The sequence below is a fragment of the Paenibacillus sp. FSL H3-0457 genome, from assembly GCF_037981725.1.
Lineage (GTDB): Bacteria > Bacillota > Bacilli > Paenibacillales > Paenibacillaceae > Paenibacillus > Paenibacillus amylolyticus.
This window is the reverse complement of sequence record NZ_CP150283.1, coordinates 5,216,804-5,238,439: the sequence shown is the minus strand read 5'-3', so window position 1 is coordinate 5,238,439 and position 21,636 is coordinate 5,216,804. Positions and strand designations below refer to the sequence as shown.

The window sequence follows — 21,636 nt, the reverse complement described above, 5'->3', positions numbered from 1 at the left end:
GAGATAAGTACAGGGCGTTAAACTTTGAGCATTAGGCGTAGGTGCTCAGTGTTAAGGAATCTGAGACATCTTATTCCGGGATTTGAAGCACTCACAGAAATCTAAAGAACCTGAGGCACGCTATGTCGGAATAAACAGCCATTTTTAGCATTTTTGTGAGGGGGTTTAGAGAAATAACGTGTCTGATGTTCCTAAGAATTGAAAAAGTGAACTTGGAGGCCAAATAAGACTTCCTGGATTCGTTAGTACATCTTCTGGCTTGGTACTATCCATCACAGGCATCCGAAAGTCTGGGCTTCCAGACCTCAGACCTGGACGCTGGTATACATCGGAGCATAACTTGCCTGCAATTGAGAAATACTCTAACAGGATGATGGCGAGCTGTAAGAGTGGCATCTTTAAAGGGGAAGGCAACACAAAAAGCTCTTGTTGATTGGAACATCAGCAAGAGCTTTTTGTGTTAACAATGATTTACTTAACTGCAAGCGCAGTTAAGTACAGGTTTGCGGGCAGCAGTGGTCTCATCGAGTCGAGTAACCGGAGTGCCATAAGGTGCGTTGAGGACCAGTTCAGGTGTCTCTTCCGCTTCTTTGGCAATCCGTATCATCGTATCAATGAACCCATCCAGCGTTTCTTTACTTTCGGTTTCTGTCGGCTCGATCATGATGCATTCCTCCACGTTGAGCGGGAAGTACACCGTAGGCGGGTGATATCCAAAATCAAGCAATCGTTTGGCAACATCAAGTGTGCGCACACCGTATTGCTTCAAACCCCGACCAGACATGACAAATTCATGTTTACATACGCCTGGATACGGAATCTCGTAGTAAGGTGCGAGACGGGCCATCATATAGTTAGCATTGAGTACCGCACATTCAGATACACGGCGCAATCCTTCCGGTCCATAGGTGCGAATATAGGCATAGGCGCGTACCAATATACCGAAGTTACCGTAGTAGGCTTTCACTCGGCCAATGGATTGATCGCCTTCACGATCGAATGCATACATACCGTCATCATTTTTGATCACCATCGGCTTAGGCAGGAACGGAACTAAACGACTCTTCACGCCGACTGGTCCAGCGCCAGGTCCACCACCGCCATGAGGCGTACTCATCGTTTTGTGCAAGTTCAGATGCACCACGTCAAAGCCCATATCACCCGGACGGGTAATGCCCATAATGGCATTGGAGTTGGCTCCATCGTAGTACAACAAGCCACCAGCCTGATGTACGATGGATGCAATCTCCTGAATGTCTTTCTCGAACAAACCAAGTGTATTCGGGTTTGTCAGCATCAATGCTGCTGTATCGGAACCAACGGCTGCACGGAGTGCGTCCAGATCGACCAGTCCGTCTGCACGGGACGGAATTGTCACAGTCTCAAATCCTGCAACGGTTGCACTTGCCGGGTTGGTACCATGAGAGGAATCGGGCACGATGACTTTGGTACGTTGTTCGCCACGACCTTCGTGGTAGGCACGAATCATCATAAGTCCAGTCCATTCTCCATGAGCACCAGCGGCTGGTTGCAGGGTCACAGCGTCCATACCTGTCAGACCTGCAAGGTCGTTTTGCAACGTATATAACAGTTCAAGTGCACCTTGAATGCTGGATTCATGCTGGTACGGATGGATTTTGGCGAATCCATTGTAACGAGCAACATCCTCATTGATCTTTGGATTGTATTTCATCGTACAAGAGCCCAGTGGATAAAATCCGTTATCTACACCGAAGTTGCGACGGGAGAGCGCAGTATAATGTCGAATAACATCTACCTCGAACACTTCCGGTAGTGCCGCTGCTTCCGAACGGAGCATTTCCCGGGGAATCAACGTATCGGCAGACTGGCGAGGAACGTCACATTCTGGCAAGGAATAAGCGACACGTCCGGGGCTGCTGAGTTCAAAAATCAATGATTGTTCTGGAGCAGGAGATAAGGTCTGTGCACTAAATGTTGTATCCGTCTCAGGTTGAACCGAAGTGGAGACAGAGGTACCTGTTTCCGATTGTCCGTGTATCGATGTTGTCGTTGTCGTCGTCGTTTCCTGAGTCACAGCGATCCCTCCAATGCTTGTGCGAATTCGTCAATTTCATCCTTACTACGTCGTTCCGTAACAGCAATCAGCATATGTCCGGCAAGCTCAGGATAATCACGTCCAAGTTCGTAGCCACCAATAAAGCCTGCATCCAGCAGTTTCAACTGAAGAGCATCCACGTCTGTTCCTTCAGGAAGTTTAATCACGAATTCATTAAATGTTGGTGCATTAAAAGTAAGACAAACTCCAGGAATTGCAGTTAATGTATTCAGGGTGTAATGACTCTTTTGCAAATTCAGATCCGCGACATCGATCATGCCCTGTTTACCCATGATGGACATATATACAGATGCGCTGAGCGCAAGCAAAGCTTGGTTGGAACAAATGTTGGACGTCGCCTTTTCGCGACGGATGTGCTGTTCACGCGCCTGCAGTGTGAGTACAAAACCACGCTTGCCGTTGCGATCGGTTGTCTGGCCTACAATTCGGCCAGGAATTCGGCGCATATGAGGCTTGGATACGGCGAAATATCCGCATGTTGGACCGCCGAGTGAAGCGGCGATGCCGAGGGGCTGCGCATCACCTACAACGATGTCGGCACCCAGCTTGCCTGGGGCTTCCAGCAGACCCAGCGATAGCGGGTTGGCACTTACAACGAGCAGGCCCTTGTGCGCATGCACCAGGTCGGCAGCCTGCTTTACATTTTCCACGGCACCGAAGAAGTTCGGGCTCTGGATCATGACAGCAGCGGTATCGTCCGATATGGCGGTTTGCAGGGCATCCCAATCAGTGACGCCATCCTTATAACCAATCTCAACAATCTCCAGACGGAGTCCGTGCGCATATGCCTGCAATACCTGACGGGCTTCCGGATGAACGGTACGGGATACGATGAGCTGTTTGCGACGAGTTGCCGCTGCGGCCAGATTACCGGCTTCCGCAAAAGCTGTTGCACCGTCATACATACTGGCATTGGCTACAGCCATACCGGTTAATTCACAGATGTAGGATTGAAATTCGAAAATGGCCTGTAGTTCACCTTGGCTGATCTCAGGCTGATAAGGTGTGTAGGCAGTGTAGAACTCGGAACGGGAAATGACATGATTGATGACGGAAGGAACATGATGATCGTATATGCCTGCGCCGAGGAAGCTGGCGTGTGTTTCGAAATTGGCGTTGGCGCCGGCTTGTTTGGACATATGACGTGTCAGCGCATATTCATCGAGTTTGGAGGATACAGGTAGCTCGCCCTGATAACGAATCTCTTTTGGAATGTCCTGAAACAAATCCTCCAGCGTATCCACACCGATGGTTGCGAGCATGGCGCTCTGATCTTGTTCAGTCATGGGAATGTAACGATGCTTGCTCATGCTTGATCAGCTCCTTGAGTAGGTGTCTTCGACGTACGTGTCCGTTTATGAAAAGGGGTCTTCACGACCTCGGCTTTTAGTTTCTTGCCGCGGATCTCAATCTCAAGCGGGGTTCCCAGCGCAGCGTATTTGCTGTCGATGAGGGCAAGCCCAAGATTACGCTTCAATGTAGGTGATTGTGTGCCTGTTGTCACTTCACCAATCTGTACGCCTTCGGCGTAAATTGGATAGTGGGGGCGGGGAATACCGCGCTCCAACACTTCGATGCCGACCAGTTTGCGGGCGGGCCCGTCAGTTTTTTGCTGTAACAAGGCTTCGTGTCCGATAAAAGGTCCGGCATTCAGCTTCACAAACATACCTACGCCAGCTTCGAGCGGAGAGATGGTTGCCGACAATTCCTGTCCATACAGAGGGAGCTTTGCTTCAAAGCGCAGTGTATCCCGAGCACCGAGGCCTGTCGGTACAAGTCCGTGACCTTCACCGGCTTGCATTAATCCATTCCACACCACAGCGGCCTGATCTGCAGGAACATATAGCTCAAAGCCATCTTCACCGGTATAACCGGTACGGGACAACAGTAATTTTACTCCACATACTTCAGCATCCTGCACAAAACGAAACGGTTCAATCGAGCTTACATCCGTATCTGTAACTTTCCCGATAATATCTACAGCCAGTGGACCTTGCAAGGCGAGTAGCGCCGTCTGCTCCGAATCGTTGGTCATGCTCACGCCAGGGATCAAGTGCTCTTGCAGCCACGCCCAATCCTTGTCGATGTTGGAGGCGTTAACCACAAGCATATAATGCTGATCTTCCAGCTTATACACGAGCAGATCATCCACCACACCGCCATCTGGATAACACATCAGGGTGTACTGGGCTTGACCGGGAACCAGCGTGGTCACATCATTGGTCATCATTTGTTGCAAAAACGCTTCAGCCTGCTCACCTTGTACCGTGAATTCGCCCATATGGGATACATCAAACAGTCCCGCGCGCTCGCGTACCGCTTCATGTTCTTTCTGGATTCCGCTAAATTGTACCGGAAGCTCCCAGCCTCCAAAATCAATGCACCGTACGCCTTCGTATTGCTGATACAGTGGGAAGAGTGGTGTTCTAAGCAAATCGGACATCAAATCACCTCGTCATGGGCCGTCAGCCGGCCGGATATACAATCGTGGATCAATGAACCAGGGTGTTTTTAAATTTTCAGCTAAATATTTTCATCACATAAGTATGGTAAGGGCAGCTATGGCAGCGCCGTTCTACATCCTGTTTTTCGTTTTTTGGGAAAAAGGAAAAGGACAGGCCAAAGAATCGGCATGCCAAGTAGCACGCTGTATTCTAAGGCTCTGTCCCTTGTACCTGAGAGTTACCCCGCTACGTTGTGCAGCAGGTTTCCCCTTGGGTGATCATAACGCCCGCACAGGGCGAATAGATGCTCTCCAGAGTTGCGTCCCGTAAAAGTCCTTTTGCCTGAGAGATTCACCCCCGCTTATCGGTGGTTTACTCCTTCGGCGTTACCTCATGTACATCCCGAATCGGGTGTCACGGGTAATCTCTCCCTTTACATTCATCCGCAGGTATAACATAGTCCAATAAACACATTTACTCCTCTCATTAAAACGTGAATCCACTACCGATGTCAAGAACGATATCATAGATAATGATTTAAAACCGAATATTTAATTTAGTTTTTATGTTATTGTTCGTGTATTTATAAAGAGTGCGCTTACTATTCTAATATTCACCAGTATATGAAAAAAGAGTGTAATCCGGTTACAGGATTTAGAGGTGCTCAGTAAATAAATTGTGAGGTATCTTGACATTTGATTCAAAAATATCATACGCTATGTTCTGGGAAAAAGGTTAAGGTCAAAGAACGCATGCACTCATTTAATGAAAAGCGAGGCGGATATCGATGAGCGAATTGAAAAGTGATTTCCTGTACAGTGAAGAGCACGAATGGGTGCAAACCGTAGGGGAGGATACTGTACGTATTGGCATTACCGAGTTCGCGCAGCATCAGCTGGGTGACATTGTGTTTGTGGAATTGCCTGACCTTGAAACCAATGTAAAAGCAGAGGACAGCATTGGAACGATCGAATCGGTCAAAACGGTTTCGGACTTGTTCTCTCCCGTCACAGGTTCAATTATTGCAGTGAATGATTCGTTGCAGGACTCCCCTGAACTTGTGAACAGCTCTCCTTACGAGGAAGGCTGGATGATTGAGATCCGTGTTGAGGGAGATCTGACAGCAGCATTGTCTACATTGATGAATGCAGACGCGTATCGGAAACATACGGAAGAATAGTATCAACGAACTTGTACTTATTAACATATATTTTATAACCAAATGAAATGAGCTTCATATTGTTTTGACCTGTGTGAGCCGGATGCTTGTACAGGTTTTTTGTGCTTTCCAAGAATGGTTTTGAAGGTGGATTTGAGCAGATTGTGGATGTAAATCATCTGATTGGACCAAGCTATAGGTTGGAAAATGATTCTGGAAATGATAAAAGTCATAGGCAAGAAAAGCCTTGTGTATCAATGGGTTCAGCCATTATGCATCCATTAAAACGATTACATAACCTAATGTTGTCATCATTGTTCATGACGAAAGTACGCTTTCATTTCATTGAACAGGAGAGCATTCTCGCTTAGGATTACAGCAGGGGAGAAATGATACCCCTTTCATAAATCATAAACACTTGATCCAAGGAGGATAATACAATGAGTAATTTGGACCAATCGTCCAATTCCAAAGGTGGGCTACGGGTTGGTGTTCAGCGTTTTGGCCGATTCCTGAGTGGTATGGTCATGCCAAATATGGGAGCGTTCATCGCCTGGGGATTAATTACGGCTCTGTTCATTCCAACAGGCTGGTTCCCTAACGAGACGCTTGCACAGCTAGTTGATCCGATGATCAAATATTTGCTGCCACTGTTAATTGGTTACACCGGAGGTACGATGGTGCATGGTCAGCGTGGTGGTGTCGTGGGTGCCATTATGACCATCGGGGTCATCGTGGGTAGTGATATCCCGATGTTCCTCGGTGCCATGATTGCCGGACCACTGGCCGCATGGATCATCAAAAAGTTCGATAAATCCATTGAAGGTAAAATTAGAGCCGGATTTGAAATGCTGGTTAACAACTTCTCAGCTGGTATTATTGGCGGGATCTTGGGGATTTTTGCGCTACTGGGCATCGGGCCTGCTGTAGAAGCGATTAGCAAAGTATTATCTGCCGGGGTACAAGGGTTAATGAATCTTGGTTTGCTGCCGCTGGTCAACCTAATCATCGAACCAGGTAAAGTATTGTTCCTGAACAATGCAATCAACCACGGGATTCTGACACCGATTGCAACAGATCAAGCGAGAGAATTAGGGAAATCCGTATTATACATGCTTGAATCGAACCCGGGTCCGGGACTTGGTATCTTACTTGCTTACTGTTTCTTCGGACGCGGAATGGCCAAATCTTCTGCACCGGGTGCCGTAATCATTCATTTCTTCGGGGGAATTCATGAGATCTACTTCCCTTACATTCTGATGAGACCGATTCTGATTCTTGCCGCAATTGCGGGTGGCGTCGCAGGTACATTAACATTCATGCTCACCGGAGCAGGACTTGTTTCAGCACCATCACCGGGTAGTATTATCGCGTATTTCTTCTTAACACCAAAAGGTGGATACCTGCCGATGTTCGCAGGGGTGCTTGTAGCAGCCGTCGTTTCTTTCCTGGTTGCAGCAGTGTTGCTGAAAACGGGTAAACAAAAGGACGAAGATCTGGAGTCCGCATCCAGTCGGATGAAAGACATGAAGAGTCAAGGAACCGTGCCAAACGCTGGTATTACAGCTAATCAACGTGAAGCAGACAGAGCCGCAGATATGGCTTCTTCTACAGTCAAAACAGACGTGAAGAAAATTGTCTTCTCCTGTGATGCAGGCATGGGGTCAAGTGCCATGGGTGCTTCCATTCTACGCAAGAAGATGAAGGCAGAGGGGATTGACGTTACGGTGACCAATACGGCTATCAGTGATATCCCGCCGGATGCAGACGTGGTGATCACACAACAAGTATTGACCGATCGTGCCCGCTCCGTTGCACCGAATGCAGAACATATATCCATCGACAACTTCCTAAAAAGCCCGGAATACGATGCGCTCGTTGAACGTCTAAAGTAATTGCACGCATTTGTTTTCCCTGAGCCGGAGGCTGAGATATGAGTATTACCAAAAGACAACGTGAAATCGTGGAGTTCTTGCTAGAGCATCCACATGAAGTAACAGCCGGCGAAATCGCCGTTGAAGTAAAGGTCAGTACCCGAACGGTTCACCGGGAGCTGCAAATGATTGAACAATGGCTTGAACCTTTGGGTATGAAGCTGGAAAAAAAATCAGGAACCGGTATCCGAATCGATGCCGGTTCCGATGATCTGGCTGTATTGCGCCAGCAACTAGAGGGTAAAGAATATGTAGAGTTTACGCCAGAAGAGCGTAAGCTCTTCATGCTTTGCATCCTGCTGGATGAACCGGAGCCTGTAAAGTTACTCGCCTTGGCTTCGGATCTGAAAGTGACCGTATCAACCGTAACCACTGATCTGGACGATCTGGAGTCACGAATTCGTCAGGCGGGACTAAAGCTGGTTCGCAGACGAGGATATGGCGTCAAGATTAACGGAAGTGAGACGATTCATCGCACAGCCATAGCTGCACTTGCTCTCGAATTTTTGGATGAGTCGGACCTATTCGGAAGACAGCCGGAACAGGGAGGCTCCATCGTAAACCAAAAATTGTTGGATATGATTGGACACGGTGATGTGCTTACGGTCGAAAATGCATTATGGCAACCAGACATCGAATGGCTGGAGAACATCCCGGAACGCCAATACATGAAGCTGCTGATTCAATTATCCGTAGCGGTTGTACGTATTCGTAAAGGCTTTGGTATTGGCCGTATGTCTCCACGAGAGAACACGGGAGATGAAGTTGCAGAGCAAGATGAGATGAAGGTTCCACCTTATATGGCTTCCCGCTTGTGTGGTGTGTTATCCACCCAGCTGGAGCTGACATTCTCCCAAGATGAGCAAGCTTATTTTCATAGACTATTAGTTGAGACAGAGCAACGGATTCACTCTTCGCGGCTGTTGCCAATAGACGATTTGATTTTACTGGACAGGGTACATTCACTGATTGATCAGATGCAGGCGAGAACGCATTACGCCTTTCATGAGGATCGTTTGCTTCGTGAAGGTCTGCTTGGTCATATGCAACCTGTCATGGAGCGAATTGAAGGGCAACAGATGATTCGTAATCCGCTACTGCAGCAGATTCGCAAGGATTATGATTCCCTCTTCGAAGAGGTCAAACAATCCGTGCATCAAGCTTGGCCAGGCACAGAAGTTCCGGATGAAGAAATTGGTTTCTTGGTCATGCATTTTGGGGCTTCTATCGAGAGGTTACGTGCATTGAAACGGGAGATCAGGGCGATCATCGTGTGTACAAGCGGAATCGGCTCATCACGTATGCTCTCCAGCCGACTGTCCAAGGAGATTCCCGAGATTCGGATCATGGACAGCGTGTCCTGGTATGAAGCTGCCCGGATGCCTACAGATCAATATGATCTGGTGTTATCCACTGTTGATCTGCCGATGGATGAGCATCAGTATTACAAAGTGAGTCCACTGCTTACGGCAGAAGAGAGCGAGCGTCTGCGTCATTTTATCCGAACAACAACATTACAACGACAGCATAATAAGCCCCGTGAAGCCGAGGTTCAGACGACAAGTCGTTACTCGGACCCGGATGGAATGGAAGCTATTTTAGTTGAAATCGTCCGAATTATTGGCAAGTTTCAGGTGTACCCGCTGGATAACCAAGATATCGGTTTCTATAAAACGGTGTATGCGATGTGCAACGTACTCCATGGATCTGGTGTGCTGAAGGAACCGGGGGAGATCGCAAAACGGTTGGAGGCACGTGAAGCAGTGGGGAGTCAGAAGATTCCCGGTACAAGACTTGCGCTGTTTCATACACGCAGTGAGGGAATTTACAGGCCGTCTATTAGCTTGTTTCAGCTCACTGAGCCACTCCTCTGTACGCCGGATGATCCGGCAGGAGTTACCCATGTCCTCTTGATGCTTGGTCCCAGAGAATTATCCAAGGAAAGCCTGGAGGTTCTCAGTGAGATCAGCGCCCTGTTATTACAGGAAGAAATGATTACATTGCTGGAAAAGGGAATCAGGGATGAACTCATTCATTACCTGTCCCAGGAACTTGTTGGATTTTATCGCAGTAAAACCGAAATTGGAGGTCAACCATTATGAGTATGTTAACAACAGATAAAGTCATCATGAATGCGACGGCTCAGGACAAATACGAAGCGATTCGCATGGCAGGGCAGATTCTGAAGGATGCGGGACATATTACCGCTGATTACATTGAGAAGATGATTGAACGTGAAGAGATTGTCTCGACCTATGTAGGGAACGGCCTGGCTATTCCGCATGGTACAAAGGAATCCAAAGCTTTCATTTTATCCACAGGTATCTCTGTCATTCAGTATCCACAAGGTGTTGATTTTGGCGAAGAAAAAGCTTATATGGTCATTGGTATCGCGGCTCAAGGCGGGGAACATATGGAGATCTTGACTAGCATCGCGGTGATCTGTGCTGAGGATGAGAATATGGAGGCCCTGCGTCTGGCGAAAACAGCCGAAGAAGTTATTGCTATTCTGGAAAGTGAAATGGAGCTATGAAGGCCTTACACTTTGGCGCAGGTAACATTGGACGCGGGTTTATCGGATTGATTCTCTCCCGTGCAGGGTATGAGGTTGTTTTCTCCGACGTGAATCAGACCTTGGTAACGGCTCTCCAGCAACGGGGGCAATATACGGTGGAACTGGCTAACGAGAGCAAGGATCAGGAGACCGTCACAGGTGTAAATGCAATCGATGGAACCCAGCTGGAGACGGTTGCCCAAACCGTGGTGGAAGCTGATCTAATTACAACCGCAGTGGGTGTGGGCGTGCTGAAACATATTGCACCAGGTATTGCAAAGGGACTGGAAAAAAGACTGAATTCCGGTCCGGCACAAAACCCGCTTCACATTATCGCTTGCGAGAACGCCATTGGAGCCAGTACACAATTGAAAGAGCATGTATATGCTCTGCTCAATGAAGAGGTACGTTCCCTTGCAGATCAGTATGTCTATTTTCCAGACTCGGCCGTAGACCGAATTGTGCCTATTCAGCATCATGAAGATCCGTTGCATGTACAGGTGGAGCCTTTTTACGAGTGGGTGGTGGACCGTTCCCAGATGGCTCCTGCATTCAAACCGGTTGAGGGCATTGTATATGTCGATGATCTGGAGCCGTATATCGAACGGAAGCTGTTCACTGTTAATACAGGACACTGCGTTGCAGCATATATCGGTAATGTGCACGGGTATGACACGATTCAGAAGGCTATTGCCGATGAAAAGGTGAAATCGATTGTCTACGGTGCTTTGCAGGAAACTGGAAAAGTTCTAGTGAAGCGTTTTGCATTCAACCCGGAAGAACATGAGCAGTATATTGTCAAAATATTGGGACGATTCGTAAACCCGTATCTTACTGATGAGGTTACTCGTGTTGGTCGTTCCCCGCTGCGCAAGTTGTCTCCGAATGATCGTCTGGTTCGCCCGGCCCTACAGGCATATGCGGATGGAAGCGAAACGACCTATCTGGCTATGGGCATGGCAGCAGCCTGCAAGTTCGATGTCTCCGATGATCCGGAAGCGGTTGAACTGCAGGACATAATCCGCCAGAAGGGGATTACAGCTGCACTCCACCATTATACGTCCATGGATGAGCATCATCCGGTGCTTGAACAGGCTGTTGCCCAGTATAACCAAATGTAAGAGCAGTGGTAGCCAGCTAGCAGTATAGATGAGGCATAATGAAGAAGAGCCATACAGTTGTTAACTGTGTGGCTCTTCTTTTGGTTGGCTTTTATTGGCATAGTCATCCAAACAGCGTTGACATATGCACGATTTTCGGCGCTGCTCTGCCGGAATGCGGTCAAATACACCTTCGGGGAAAGTAGCCCGGTTACACCAGCATTCCGAATGAGGATGTCCTTCGGCATAGGAACAGCGATTAGCTTCCCCGCATAACGGGCAGACAAGAACATCGATATGGATGTGCTCTTGATTGTCTTGTTCTACAGACATTCAGTTCTTCCCTCCCTGTGGAATAGCTACGAGCTGAAGTTGAACATACTGGTCCCAGTATAACAGAAATACGCCGGTGATTATGGATTTCACTCTGTATATATGACTTCCAGTTCACCACATCTGTTTCTCTCATCGGCTACTCTTCAGACGGTAATTCGATCTGTAGGCCTTCCACATGTTTGCGTCCCATCAATTTACGTTTCTTTCGATTTTCCTTTGTTTCTAGAACGATATCCAAGTCATAATCGTCACCTGGATAAAGCTCATTGGCAGATATATGCAGGGTCAGGCGTTTCTTATGGATTTTGACTTTGCGTCCCCGCAGCATGACCCCGATATTTCCACGGCTATCCTCCACATCACAGACGATGCCCGACTGATTGAGATAGGCCGCATATACCCGATCGCCTTTGCGAAAAGGTTTGGCAGGAGCAGAAGAATCCGACTCTCTGGTTGTTGTCTTTTTGTGGAGAGCGATTGAATCCTTTGACTGCTTCGACTGGTTCCTCCTGGATAACTCTGCTGGGCTGACTGATTCTGTACCAGAACGAGCAGGCGTCAGGGCCTTAGTTTCCGAAGGAGGTGACGTGAACACTAATGTACGATCTCTTGAAATACTTTGATCGGACAGGGACTTGGATCGCTCGATAATTCGCTGTGGCATGCCCAGCTTTAATGCGATGGAGTAAGCATAGCTCTCACCAGCTTCTCCGATACGCAATCGATACAGCGGCTGGAGAGAAACGGTGTCAAATTCCATCCGGGCATTTTCGAATCCTGGCGTGGCAGCAGCAAAATGTTTGATTTCACCAAAATGTGTTGTCGCCACAACGGTTGCTCCGCGGCTGTGAAGTTCCTCCAGCATGGCGATAGAAAGTCCAACACCTTCACCGGGATCTGTGCCGGAGGCCATCTCATCAATGAGCACCAGAGTTGATGTATTCGCCTGTTCCAGTATGCCAATCATATTGCGAATATGTGCAGAGAATGTACTGAGCGCTTGTTCCAAACTCTGCCCGTCACCAATATCAACCGCTACCTCGTTATAAACAGCCATCTCGCCACCTTCCTCCACCGGAATAAGCAAACCCGATTGCATCATCAGGGTTAACAAGCCAAGTGTTTTGAGTGCGACCGTTTTCCCCCCGGTATTCGGGCCAGTAATAATGAGCGACGAGTATGTTCTGCCGATTGCAAAATCAAGGGGAACCATGGAAGAACCCATGAACGGATGACGTGCACGTTGAAGGTTAATGTGGCCCTGAGTATTGACTCGAACGGTACGTCCATCCATGGTGGCCGCATATTTGGCTTTGGCAAACAGGAAGTCCAATACACCTACCGTTTCGGTGTTGAGGGCGATTTCACGGTTATACGATTCGGCCAGGGAGGTTAAATCACCGAGAATTCTCATCTCCTCTCGGGACTCCTCGGCTTGTAGAGCGGCCAATTCCATCTGTAGACTTACTAATTCAACGGGTTCAATATACACGGTTTGCCCGCTCCCCGATTCATCCAGCACACTGCCTTTCACCTGTTTGCGAAACTCTTTCTTAATGGGCAGCACCGTTCTTTCTCCCCGTTGGCTGATGACATGTTCCTGCATAATGGAGCGATGTTTACTCACCAGAGAATCAAGTTTTCGTTTCATGCGTTCCGCATTCACCGTTATTTTTTTACGAATACGAATCAGTTCCTTGCTCGCCTGATCCTGAATGCGTCCACTATGGATGCAACGCTCGATCTCACTCAGCAAAGGTTCGATTAGAATCATGGATGCTGCATAACGACTGACGGTGGGAGCGGCCCCGGATTTGCCCTCCATGTATTTCATAAGTTGTGCACAGCTCCGCAGGAACTGAGCGAGATGACTGAAGTCGCGTTCACTGAATAGATAACCGGTGCCAAGCAGATCCATAATGGTTTCCATTCCGTCGAGTGAAGGGAGGGGGATACTGGCCCCGAAGCGAATCAATGCAGCAGCTTCTGCTGTTTCTTCCAGGCGAATCTCGATCAGGTGAGCATCTACCATCGGTTTTAGTTCTCTCGCATAACGTTTGCCCAGATAAGACAGGGCGCAGTCTGCAACATTTTTTTGAATTTGTGGATAGCCCAAACTGTTTAATGTGTTCTCATTCATGCGTAATCTCTCCTTGAATTGGAATTGGGATTTCAGTTGACGCGCTGAAACATAGTCCTGGAAAACGCAAAAAGGGCGGAGAATGAACAAACGTCATTCTCCGCCCTAAACGTATGGGAAAGCAAAGTCCACTACAGGTCTATATTAAAAAATCCGCGCTGAACTCAGCGCGGAAATAGACCCGGACAATTACAATCCCGGAGGCGATTTATGATATCCGCTGTTCTTAACTAAGTACAGGGATCTGGCGCATCATGAAATACACGTATGCCATATGGGCACAAGCGCAATGAAAGGCCAAACTCCTGAATATGAAACTTGGTTAGTTAAGAACATTCACCGACATTAAAAATCTCTCCTTTGATTGAGGAATATGCAACCAATATAAACTGGAAATTGGTTTGAAGTCAACCTTTAGAATAAATGAGTGGACTTGAATAAGAATGGGTTTTAAAATAACAATAGTAAAATAATCCAATGAAAGCGATTTATTTTAATAAACACACGTATAAAGGAGGATGCTCTTCTTGCCGAAGTATTTACTGCGTTTGCTCTGTTTTACCCTGATCCTCGGAGCCCTTCCGGTCATTGTTATTGGTTCGGTCTCGTATACGATTGCATCACGTGACATTGAACAGAAAGTGCGTGAGAGCAATCTTCAGATATTGCATCAGACCCAAATGAGGGTGGAACAAGTTCTGCGCAGCCTGCAATTATCCTCCATCCAGTATGTTAATTCGCCCTTGGTACTACAAGCGATGAAGAAACCACTAGACAGCAGCGAGTTTCAGGAGATTCGTGATCTGACCTCCGGTTTTAACAACTTGCAAGCGGTTACGAACATTGACCAAGCCTATCTGGTTAATCTGGATGAAGATTGGGTCGTTTCGATGCGTTCTTTTGGCAAATTGGATGATTTCAGCATTCGAGACCGAATTGGCTCCTACCTAAGTTATACCAACAGCCTGTTCTGGGTCACTCAGAATGCCAGTTCAGCCAAAGAAAGTGTACCTGTGTCAGCAGGTATGGGTGAACTAACACCCGAACAGGCACCTGCTCTTATATCATCGGATAATGTGGTCAGTATGGTATTCAAAATCCCGATGATACCAACCAATGTGAAACCAAAGGGATTTCTTGTGATTGATATCGCCGATACGGAACTGAGTACCTACTTGAGCCGAAATACGAATTCTGGAGATATGTACGTTCTGGATCGGGAGCAGAAGTATTTTCTGAACGATATGCAGCAAGGCGGGAAATATGACGGGCTGAATAAGGAAATTCAGGAAATGGTGCAAACGACGGGCCAGCCAGAGGGTTTCTTCAGTGCGGAGGTGGAAGGTAATCAAGTGGCGGTTAGCTATAGGCAATCTCCGCTCAATGGCTGGTTATACGTGTCCGTTGTATCTCTTGGACAGATTACGGCCCAGTCACAGAAAATTGCATTGGTTACCGGTATCGCTACACTGGTCATGTTATGTGTAACGGGATTGTTCGCCATATACGGCAGTCGGCGGATGTACTCCCCGATCTCAAGACTGCTGCAATTTACGAAGGGGTTGGATTCCCCAGTTGCTCCGTCAGGACGTCGTCAGGATGAATTTATCTATATTGAGGAGCAATTGTCAACCTTGTTCAGTTCGGAGAAAACGATGCGTGAGCAGATGAAGGGGCAGCACGTGCACCTCCAGGAGTTTTTTATGACCAAACTGCTGACAGGTAAAATCTCGGAAGAAGATTTCAGATATCAGGGAGAATTGTACGATTTCCCGACAGGGTGGGCGAGTCTTGGTGTACTCATGCTCCAGATCGATACCTTGGAAGGGACCCGATATGAGGAACAGGATCGCGATCTGCTGCTGTTTGCTGTCAATAATATGGTAGGTGAGCTACTCCCTTCGGCAGTTCGGTTCACTCCGGTCATGCTGGATGATGCTCAGGTCACCGTTCTTGCCTCCGAACTCATGGATGAGGTGCAGCTGAAGGAATGGATGCATACCCAGGCAGACTGGATTCGCGAACGTGTCGTGACCTACCTGAATCTGCCCGTAAGTATTGGCATCAGTCGTTCTTACACTTGTATCGGAGATACGCCAAGAGCGGTTCAAGAGAGCCGAGAGGCTCTGCAGGGCCGGGTCAGTCTGGGCAGCCGTATTATTTTGCATTACGAGGATATTCAGCCACGTGGTCAGATGGAGGCCGCGTTGTATACCCAGTTACGTATGATCGAGGATCAGCTTGCGTCTGCGCTCAAGCAAGGAGATGAGGAGAAGACGGACGCCTACTTTAAGCAATATTTGGGACTGCTTGCAGACAAAAAGCTTCATTTCAGTGAATACCCCGTCATTATGGTTCAGTTATTGTCTCGTGTATATCAGCTTGTGCAGGAGCAGGGCGGGGATGTAGCTGAAGTACTGGGTGAAAAAGCATCGATGTCACATTTGCTGAAGTTGTCCACATTGGACGAAATGACCAATTGGTTCCGCAAGCGGCTGTTCTTGCCCGTCATCCGTTTCTGGCGAGAGCAGGAAGAGTCCCAATACATGAATATTGCGAGACGTATGATTCGTTTGATTGAGGAACGTTATGATCGTGAATTATCGCTGGAAGCCTGTGCCGCTGAGCTTAATTTTCACCCTGTTTACCTAAGTCGGGTATTCAAGAAGGAAGCAGGAGTCAATTTTACGGAATATCTCGCAGAGTATCGTATGGAAAAAGCAAAGACATGGCTGCAAACAACAAATCTTAAAATATCGGAGATTGCCGAGAAATTAAACTATACCAACCCAACCGCATTTATCCGTACATTTCGCAAAATCACAGGAACCACCCCCGGCAAGTACCGGGAGCAGCAGCGATAAAACAAACCTGCTCTGCCCGCCATGGCAGGCAGGCTTTTTTATGTTTGGATGAAGGAAGAAGACCACTTTTCTCTATGAAGTTAAGACAGGAATATAGAGGTTGAAAGCAGTTCATTGCGCCTTTGAACTCTGTGATATAAATGAGCTAAACCCTTGCTACATAAGGAAAAACAAAAGGCTAAAACGAGACGATAGCCAGTCATTCGTTTATCCTCCACAATGAAGACATGAATTCAGGAAGTGATATTTTGTAATCGTTTCCAATGTGGGGAGGAAGACAATATGAAAGCCGAAACGGCGGCTCGAACACGGCCCGCTACCCGCAGTGACAAAAACCTGCTGTGGAGGGACATTATCAAAAACCGGTGGCTGTATATCATGTTAATACCGGGTGTGCTTTACTTTGTTATTTTCAAATACATACCCATGTATGGCATCACGATGGCTTTTCAGGATTACACGCCTTACAAGGGCATCTTGGGAAGTGACTGGGTAGGGTTCAAACATTTCCAGCGTTTCTTCGGAGAACCGCAGTTCTGGACATTATTTCGAAATACGTTTTTACTTGCCATTTATAACATCGTGTTCTTTTTCCCACTGCCAATTGTACTGGCACTCATGATGAATGAAGTTCGCCGTGAACGCTTCAAACGATTTGTACAAACTCTTGTTTATGTTCCACACTTTGTTTCCTGGGTTGTTGTTGTCGGTGTGTTCTACATGCTGTTCACAACTGAGGGTGGTGCGATTAATGAATTGCTCTATAACCTGACTGGACAAAAAGTGGCGTTCCTGCTTGAACCCGGTTGGTTCCGAACGATGATTGTTGGACAATCCATCTGGAAAGAAGTTGGTTGGGGCACAATTATCTTCCTGGCGGCGCTTTCCGGTGTGGATACACAGCTCTATGAAGCTGCACGGATTGATGGTGCCAATCGGTGGCGCCAAACCTGGCACATTACGTTGCCGGCCATTCGCAGTACCATCGTCATTTTGCTCATTCTGCGTCTGGGAAATTTCCTGGATACAGGCTTTGAACAGATCTTCCTGATGCTAACTCCGACAAATCGGGATGTGGGCGAGGTATTTGATACCTACGTGTACACGAAGGGTCTTACCCAGGCACAGTACAGTTACAGCGCTGCTGTCGGGTTGTTCAAATCGGTTGTCGGGCTGGCGCTTGTTCTTGGTGCCAATACGCTGGCCAAAAAATTCGGGGAGGAAGGCGTCTACTAACCCTCGGGTGTAGACGTTCTTCACCAGACAGGAGTGAACATTAAGATGCAACAGGATAAAACGTGGGGCAACCGGATCTTTGATTTTCTCAATCATGGATTGCTGCTGTTGATTGGAATCGTGACGGTCATCCCGTTCATTTATATTTTGGCCGTCTCGTTTACCAGTCCGCATGAAGTGGCTAAGGGAGGATTCATTCTTTTTCCAAAAGAGTTCTCTCTGGCTGCGTACCGTTACATTTTCTCTACAGATACTTTGATTCGGAGTCTGGGTGTATCGGTCTATATTACCGTGATCGGTACCTTCATTAACCTGCTGTTTACATCACTTATGGCGTATCCGCTCTCCAGAAGATATTTGCGTGGACGCCAGCCCATTTTGCTCGGTGTATTGTTCACGATGCTCTTCAGTGGCGGGATGATTCCAACATACTTTGTCGTGAAATCCTTGCACCTGACGGATACGTTGTGGTCACTGATGTTACCTACTGCTATTAGTGCATTTAACTTGATTGTACTGAAAAACTTCTTCCAAGCCATTCCCGATGAACTGGAGGATGCAGCCAAAATTGATGGATGTAACGATGTCAGCGTATTGTTCCGGATTGTACTGCCATTGTCCATGCCAGCCATGGCGACATTTTCACTCTTTTACGCGGTGGCCCACTGGAACAGTTTCTTCAGCGCTGTTATCTATATCAACGATAGTGAGAAGTGGCCTGTCCAAGTCTGGCTACGTGAGATTGTCATTCTGGCACAGAGCCGAATCGGAGACACAAGTATCGAAGAGACCGAGATCCAGCCGCTTACCATTCGCATGGCCGTTATCGTGTTCTCCACGATCCCGATTATGCTGGTATATCCATTCCTGCAAAAGCACTTTGCAAAAGGCGTGATGCTGGGTTCGGTGAAAGGTTGAGTCGGCACATGGTTCAAAGTCAGTTCACTATGACTGCATAAAAAAGGGAGGTTTTCATGTTATGAAAGCAACAAAAAAGAAAGCCGTAGCTGTCTTGAGCACACTGGCACTGGTGACAGGTTTGCTGGCAGGATGCGGATCAGACGAGGGTCAGGCTGCCGAGGGCGGCGTACAAAATGTGTCCGTAGCCATTGCACAGGTGGGTGATGTGCCAAGCAAAGGTAATGAAGTTCAGCAAAAGATTGAAGCGTATACCAATACCAAACTGGATATCCAGTGGATTCCGGCTTCGGCCTACAATGACAAAATTAACGTGATGATCGCTTCAAGTGATATGCCAAAAATTGTGAAAGTGCAGTATAACCCTACCGTGACCAGCGCGATGCGTAATGACGTGTTCTGGGAAGTGGGACCTTTGCTGAAAGATTACAAAAATCTGTCGGCACAGAACGAACGTTTTTTTGACAACATCAAGGTAGAGGGAAAAATCTACGGGGTTCCTGTTTTCTCCGATATTGCGCGGGCTACAGTGATCTATCGCAAGGACTGGTTCGAGAAGCTGAATCTCAAGGTGCCAGCCACACCGGATGAATGGTATGAAACGATCAAAACACTGGCAACCTCCGATCCGGATGGAGATGGTCAGGATAATACGTTTGGACTGATGCTTTTCAAAAAATATAATGAGGATCAATATTCCTTCACGACGCGCCTTGGCGTAAGTTTTGGTGCACCTAACAAGTGGAAGGTCGAAGATGATGGCAGCTTCACGCCGGAATTCATGACACCGGAATATATGCAGGTGCTGGATCTGCTGAAACGTTTGTACGATGAGAAACTGCTGAACCAAGACTTTGCTGTATTCGACTCTACGGAAGCGGAGAAAAAGTATGATTCTGGTGTTGTTGGTATCCGTGTTGGTGTTGCTCAGAACGGAAAAAGTCAGCAAGAGCGTCTGTCCAAAAACAATCCGGATGGTGTGGTAGATATCGCTGGTTTGCTTGGAGCGAACGGAGACCGTGTTGCAGGACAGACGGGTAATTCCGGGATTCTGGCATTCCCTAAATCAACGGTGAAATCGGAAGAAGAACTCAAAAACCTGCTCTCCTTCCTGGATAAACTGATGGACCCTGAGATGGCGACCCTGTTGATGCGTGGTATGGAAGACAAACATTACACCAAAGTGGGCGAAGATCAGGTGGAGATGAGTGACTTCGATGCATTCCAGCGTGAAGTGAAACCTTACCGTGACAACCTTCCTTATGTGGAAGGATATAACGTACCAAAATTGAAGGACACCGAACTGGGTGAAAAAGGTACGGCACTTGCCAAGGAACTTGCGGAGCACGCTGTGCCAAACCCTGCGCTGACGTTATATTCTCAAACGTATGGTGACCGCGGGGCGGATCTGGATCAGGTGATTGCCGATGCGCAAACCAAATACATTATGGGCAAGATCGATCAAAGTGGCTGGGAAAAGGAAATCGAGAATTGGGGCAATGCGGGTGGAAACAAGATTCGTGAGGAATATGCCGAAGATTACAAAAAACAGGCTCAATAAAGAGCCGGAAGTGGAGGCTTGATCATGAAGGAAACACTGCAACTCACATCGGTGCGTATGGCACAGCAATTCATGGAAAGTTATCGCAACCATGAGCTGTACGCCACTTGGCATTACGAGAACGGCTGCTTTTTGAAAGCACTGGAGGAGCTGTATACGCACACGGGGGAGCAAAAGTATTTTGACTACATCCGTGAGCTGATGGATCATTTTGTTCAGGAAGATGGCTCCATTCGCTCCTATACGATCGAGGAATATAATCTGGATCAGATCAATCAGGGGAAATCACTGTTCCTGTTGCACGAGAAAACGGGAGAAGAGAAGTATCGCAAAGCTGCGGAGTTGCTGATGACTCAGCTTAAGGGGCAGCCACATACGAGTGAAGGGGGATTCTGGCATAAAAAGATTTACCCTTTCCAGATGTGGCTGGATGGATTGTATATGGCTACTCCGTATCTGACCCAGTATGGGGCAGTGACGGAGGAAGAGAAGTGGTTTGACAAGGCGGCTCTGCAGCTCTTGCTGGTGGAGCAACGTACACGTGATCCGCGTAGCGGTCTCTTGTACCATGCCTGGGATGAGAGCAAAGAGCAGCGCTGGAGTTCGGGTGAGACGGGATGTTCACCACATGTCTGGAGTCGGGCGATGGGCTGGTATGTGATGGCGGTTGTGGATACCTTGGATTATCTGCCGGTAGATCATCCGCAGCGCGGACAGATTGTGGGTATCTTCGAACGGGTAGCAAACGCACTAGTGCATGTGCAGGATCAGCAGACCGGACTATGGCCACATTTGTTGGATCAACCGGGACGTGAGCGGAACTATCTGGAGGCTTCCGGGACCTCAATGTTTGTCTATGCATTGGCCAAAGGTGTGCGTAAAGGATATCTAAGTGGCAAGTTCAAAGCGGTTGCGGAAAAAGGGTATCAGGGTCTGCTACAGCATCTGCTGCAAACGGACCGTGAAGGCGTACTGTCCTTGACGCAGTGTAACGGCGGAGCCGGTCTTGGAGGAAGCCCGTATCGTGACGGGTCCTATGAGTATTATGTGACCGAGTCCATTCGGATCAATGATCCAAAGTCGGTCGCTCCGTTCATTTTGGCAGGAGTGGAGATTGAACTTTACAAGTCCAACTAACATGTACATGAGAACGGAGAGGGCAGAAATAATCTGAGGAAGCGAAGCGTTCGCCTAAAAGCTTTCTGAAAGAAAGCTGCATCGGAAGCATAGGCTTATCCCCGGATTTTCCCCTTTATAAAAGGGAATCAAAAAATCTGGGGATAACAGCGATC

Annotated in this window: 15 protein-coding genes and 1 riboswitch; of the genes, 10 read left to right on the top strand and 5 right to left on the bottom strand. The window is 47.8% G+C overall.

The window, feature by feature from the left end:
• Positions 1 to 475: 475 nt before the first annotated feature.
• The 3 genes from gcvPB to gcvT all read right to left on the bottom strand — a co-directional run bounded on the left by gcvPB (position 476) and on the right by gcvT (position 4,541).
• Positions 476 to 1,915, bottom strand: coding sequence for an aminomethyl-transferring glycine dehydrogenase subunit GcvPB (gcvPB, locus tag MHH25_RS23120; protein WP_339200050.1), 1,440 nt, complete (start codon positions 1,913 to 1,915; stop codon positions 476 to 478).
• A gap of 137 nt (positions 1,916 to 2,052) precedes the next feature.
• Positions 2,053 to 3,408: an aminomethyl-transferring glycine dehydrogenase subunit GcvPA gene (gene gcvPA / locus MHH25_RS23115; protein ID WP_340018247.1), complete on the bottom strand. Its 1,356-nt coding sequence runs from the start codon at positions 3,406 to 3,408 to the stop codon at positions 2,053 to 2,055.
• Entirely contained in the window at positions 3,405 to 4,541 is a 1,137-nt protein-coding gene (gene gcvT / locus MHH25_RS23110) for a glycine cleavage system aminomethyltransferase GcvT (RefSeq protein WP_340018246.1), read from the bottom strand. The genes gcvPA and gcvT overlap by 4 nt, the downstream gene beginning before the upstream one ends.
• A 321-nt stretch (positions 4,542 to 4,862) precedes the next feature.
• A riboswitch (glycine riboswitch) is annotated at positions 4,863 to 4,985 on the bottom strand.
• A 344-nt stretch (positions 4,986 to 5,329) separates the two neighbouring features.
• On the opposite strand from gcvT, the gene gcvH reads away from it, so the two are divergent.
• The 5 genes from gcvH to MHH25_RS23085 all read left to right on the top strand — a co-directional run bounded on the left by gcvH (position 5,330) and on the right by MHH25_RS23085 (position 11,310).
• Positions 5,330 to 5,722, top strand: a complete 393-nt coding sequence (gene gcvH / locus MHH25_RS23105) for a glycine cleavage system protein GcvH (protein WP_047844042.1) — start codon at positions 5,330 to 5,332, stop codon at positions 5,720 to 5,722.
• 419 nt (positions 5,723 to 6,141) lie between these two features.
• Positions 6,142 to 7,596, top strand: coding sequence for a PTS mannitol transporter subunit IICB (locus MHH25_RS23100; protein WP_100529086.1), 1,455 nt, complete (start codon positions 6,142 to 6,144; stop codon positions 7,594 to 7,596).
• A 38-nt stretch (positions 7,597 to 7,634) separates the two neighbouring features.
• Positions 7,635 to 9,737: a BglG family transcription antiterminator gene (locus MHH25_RS23095; RefSeq protein WP_340018245.1), complete on the top strand. Its 2,103-nt coding sequence runs from the start codon at positions 7,635 to 7,637 to the stop codon at positions 9,735 to 9,737.
• Positions 9,734 to 10,168 (top strand): PTS sugar transporter subunit IIA, encoded by a 435-nt coding sequence (locus MHH25_RS23090; RefSeq protein WP_017686856.1) that lies wholly within the window; start codon positions 9,734 to 9,736, stop codon positions 10,166 to 10,168. The genes MHH25_RS23095 and MHH25_RS23090 overlap by 4 nt, the downstream gene beginning before the upstream one ends.
• Positions 10,165 to 11,310, top strand: coding sequence for a mannitol-1-phosphate 5-dehydrogenase (locus tag MHH25_RS23085; protein ID WP_340018244.1), 1,146 nt, complete (start codon positions 10,165 to 10,167; stop codon positions 11,308 to 11,310). Before MHH25_RS23090 ends, MHH25_RS23085 begins: the two co-directional genes overlap by 4 nt.
• A gap of 60 nt (positions 11,311 to 11,370) precedes the next feature.
• Here MHH25_RS23085 and MHH25_RS23080 read toward each other — a convergent pair whose 3' ends face one another.
• Together MHH25_RS23080 and MHH25_RS23075 are read right to left on the bottom strand one after the other, a co-directional pair.
• Complete coding sequence (locus MHH25_RS23080; RefSeq protein WP_076319879.1) at positions 11,371 to 11,622, bottom strand: cysteine-rich CWC family protein; 252 nt, start codon at positions 11,620 to 11,622, stop codon at positions 11,371 to 11,373.
• 139 nt (positions 11,623 to 11,761) lie between these two features.
• Positions 11,762 to 13,765 carry a DNA mismatch repair protein MutS gene (locus MHH25_RS23075; RefSeq protein ID WP_340018242.1) on the bottom strand — a complete coding sequence of 668 codons (2,004 nt, stop codon included), beginning with the start codon at positions 13,763 to 13,765 and terminating at the stop codon, positions 11,762 to 11,764.
• Positions 13,766 to 14,292: 527 nt separating this feature from the next.
• Between MHH25_RS23075 and MHH25_RS23070 the strand changes: the two genes are divergently transcribed.
• The 5 genes from MHH25_RS23070 (at position 14,293) to MHH25_RS23050 (ending at position 21,481) form a co-directional block, all read left to right on the top strand.
• The gene (locus MHH25_RS23070; protein ID WP_340018240.1) at positions 14,293 to 16,629 is read left to right on the top strand and encodes a helix-turn-helix domain-containing protein; all 2,337 of its coding nucleotides are present in this window, start codon (positions 14,293 to 14,295) and stop codon (positions 16,627 to 16,629) included.
• Between the two features lie 282 nt (positions 16,630 to 16,911).
• The gene (locus tag MHH25_RS23065; RefSeq protein WP_017686861.1) at positions 16,912 to 17,865 is read left to right on the top strand and encodes a sugar ABC transporter permease; all 954 of its coding nucleotides are present in this window, start codon (positions 16,912 to 16,914) and stop codon (positions 17,863 to 17,865) included.
• Positions 17,866 to 17,910: 45 nt separating this feature from the next.
• Positions 17,911 to 18,783 carry a carbohydrate ABC transporter permease gene (locus MHH25_RS23060; RefSeq protein WP_036617041.1) on the top strand — a complete coding sequence of 291 codons (873 nt, stop codon included), beginning with the start codon at positions 17,911 to 17,913 and terminating at the stop codon, positions 18,781 to 18,783.
• A gap of 61 nt (positions 18,784 to 18,844) precedes the next feature.
• Positions 18,845 to 20,344: an extracellular solute-binding protein gene (locus tag MHH25_RS23055; RefSeq protein WP_340018239.1), complete on the top strand. Its 1,500-nt coding sequence runs from the start codon at positions 18,845 to 18,847 to the stop codon at positions 20,342 to 20,344.
• Between the two features lie 24 nt (positions 20,345 to 20,368).
• On the top strand, positions 20,369 to 21,481 hold the full coding sequence (locus MHH25_RS23050) for a glycoside hydrolase family 88 protein (protein WP_340018238.1): 1,113 nt from the start codon (positions 20,369 to 20,371) through the stop codon (positions 21,479 to 21,481).
• The last annotated feature ends 155 nt before the right edge of the window (positions 21,482 to 21,636 follow it).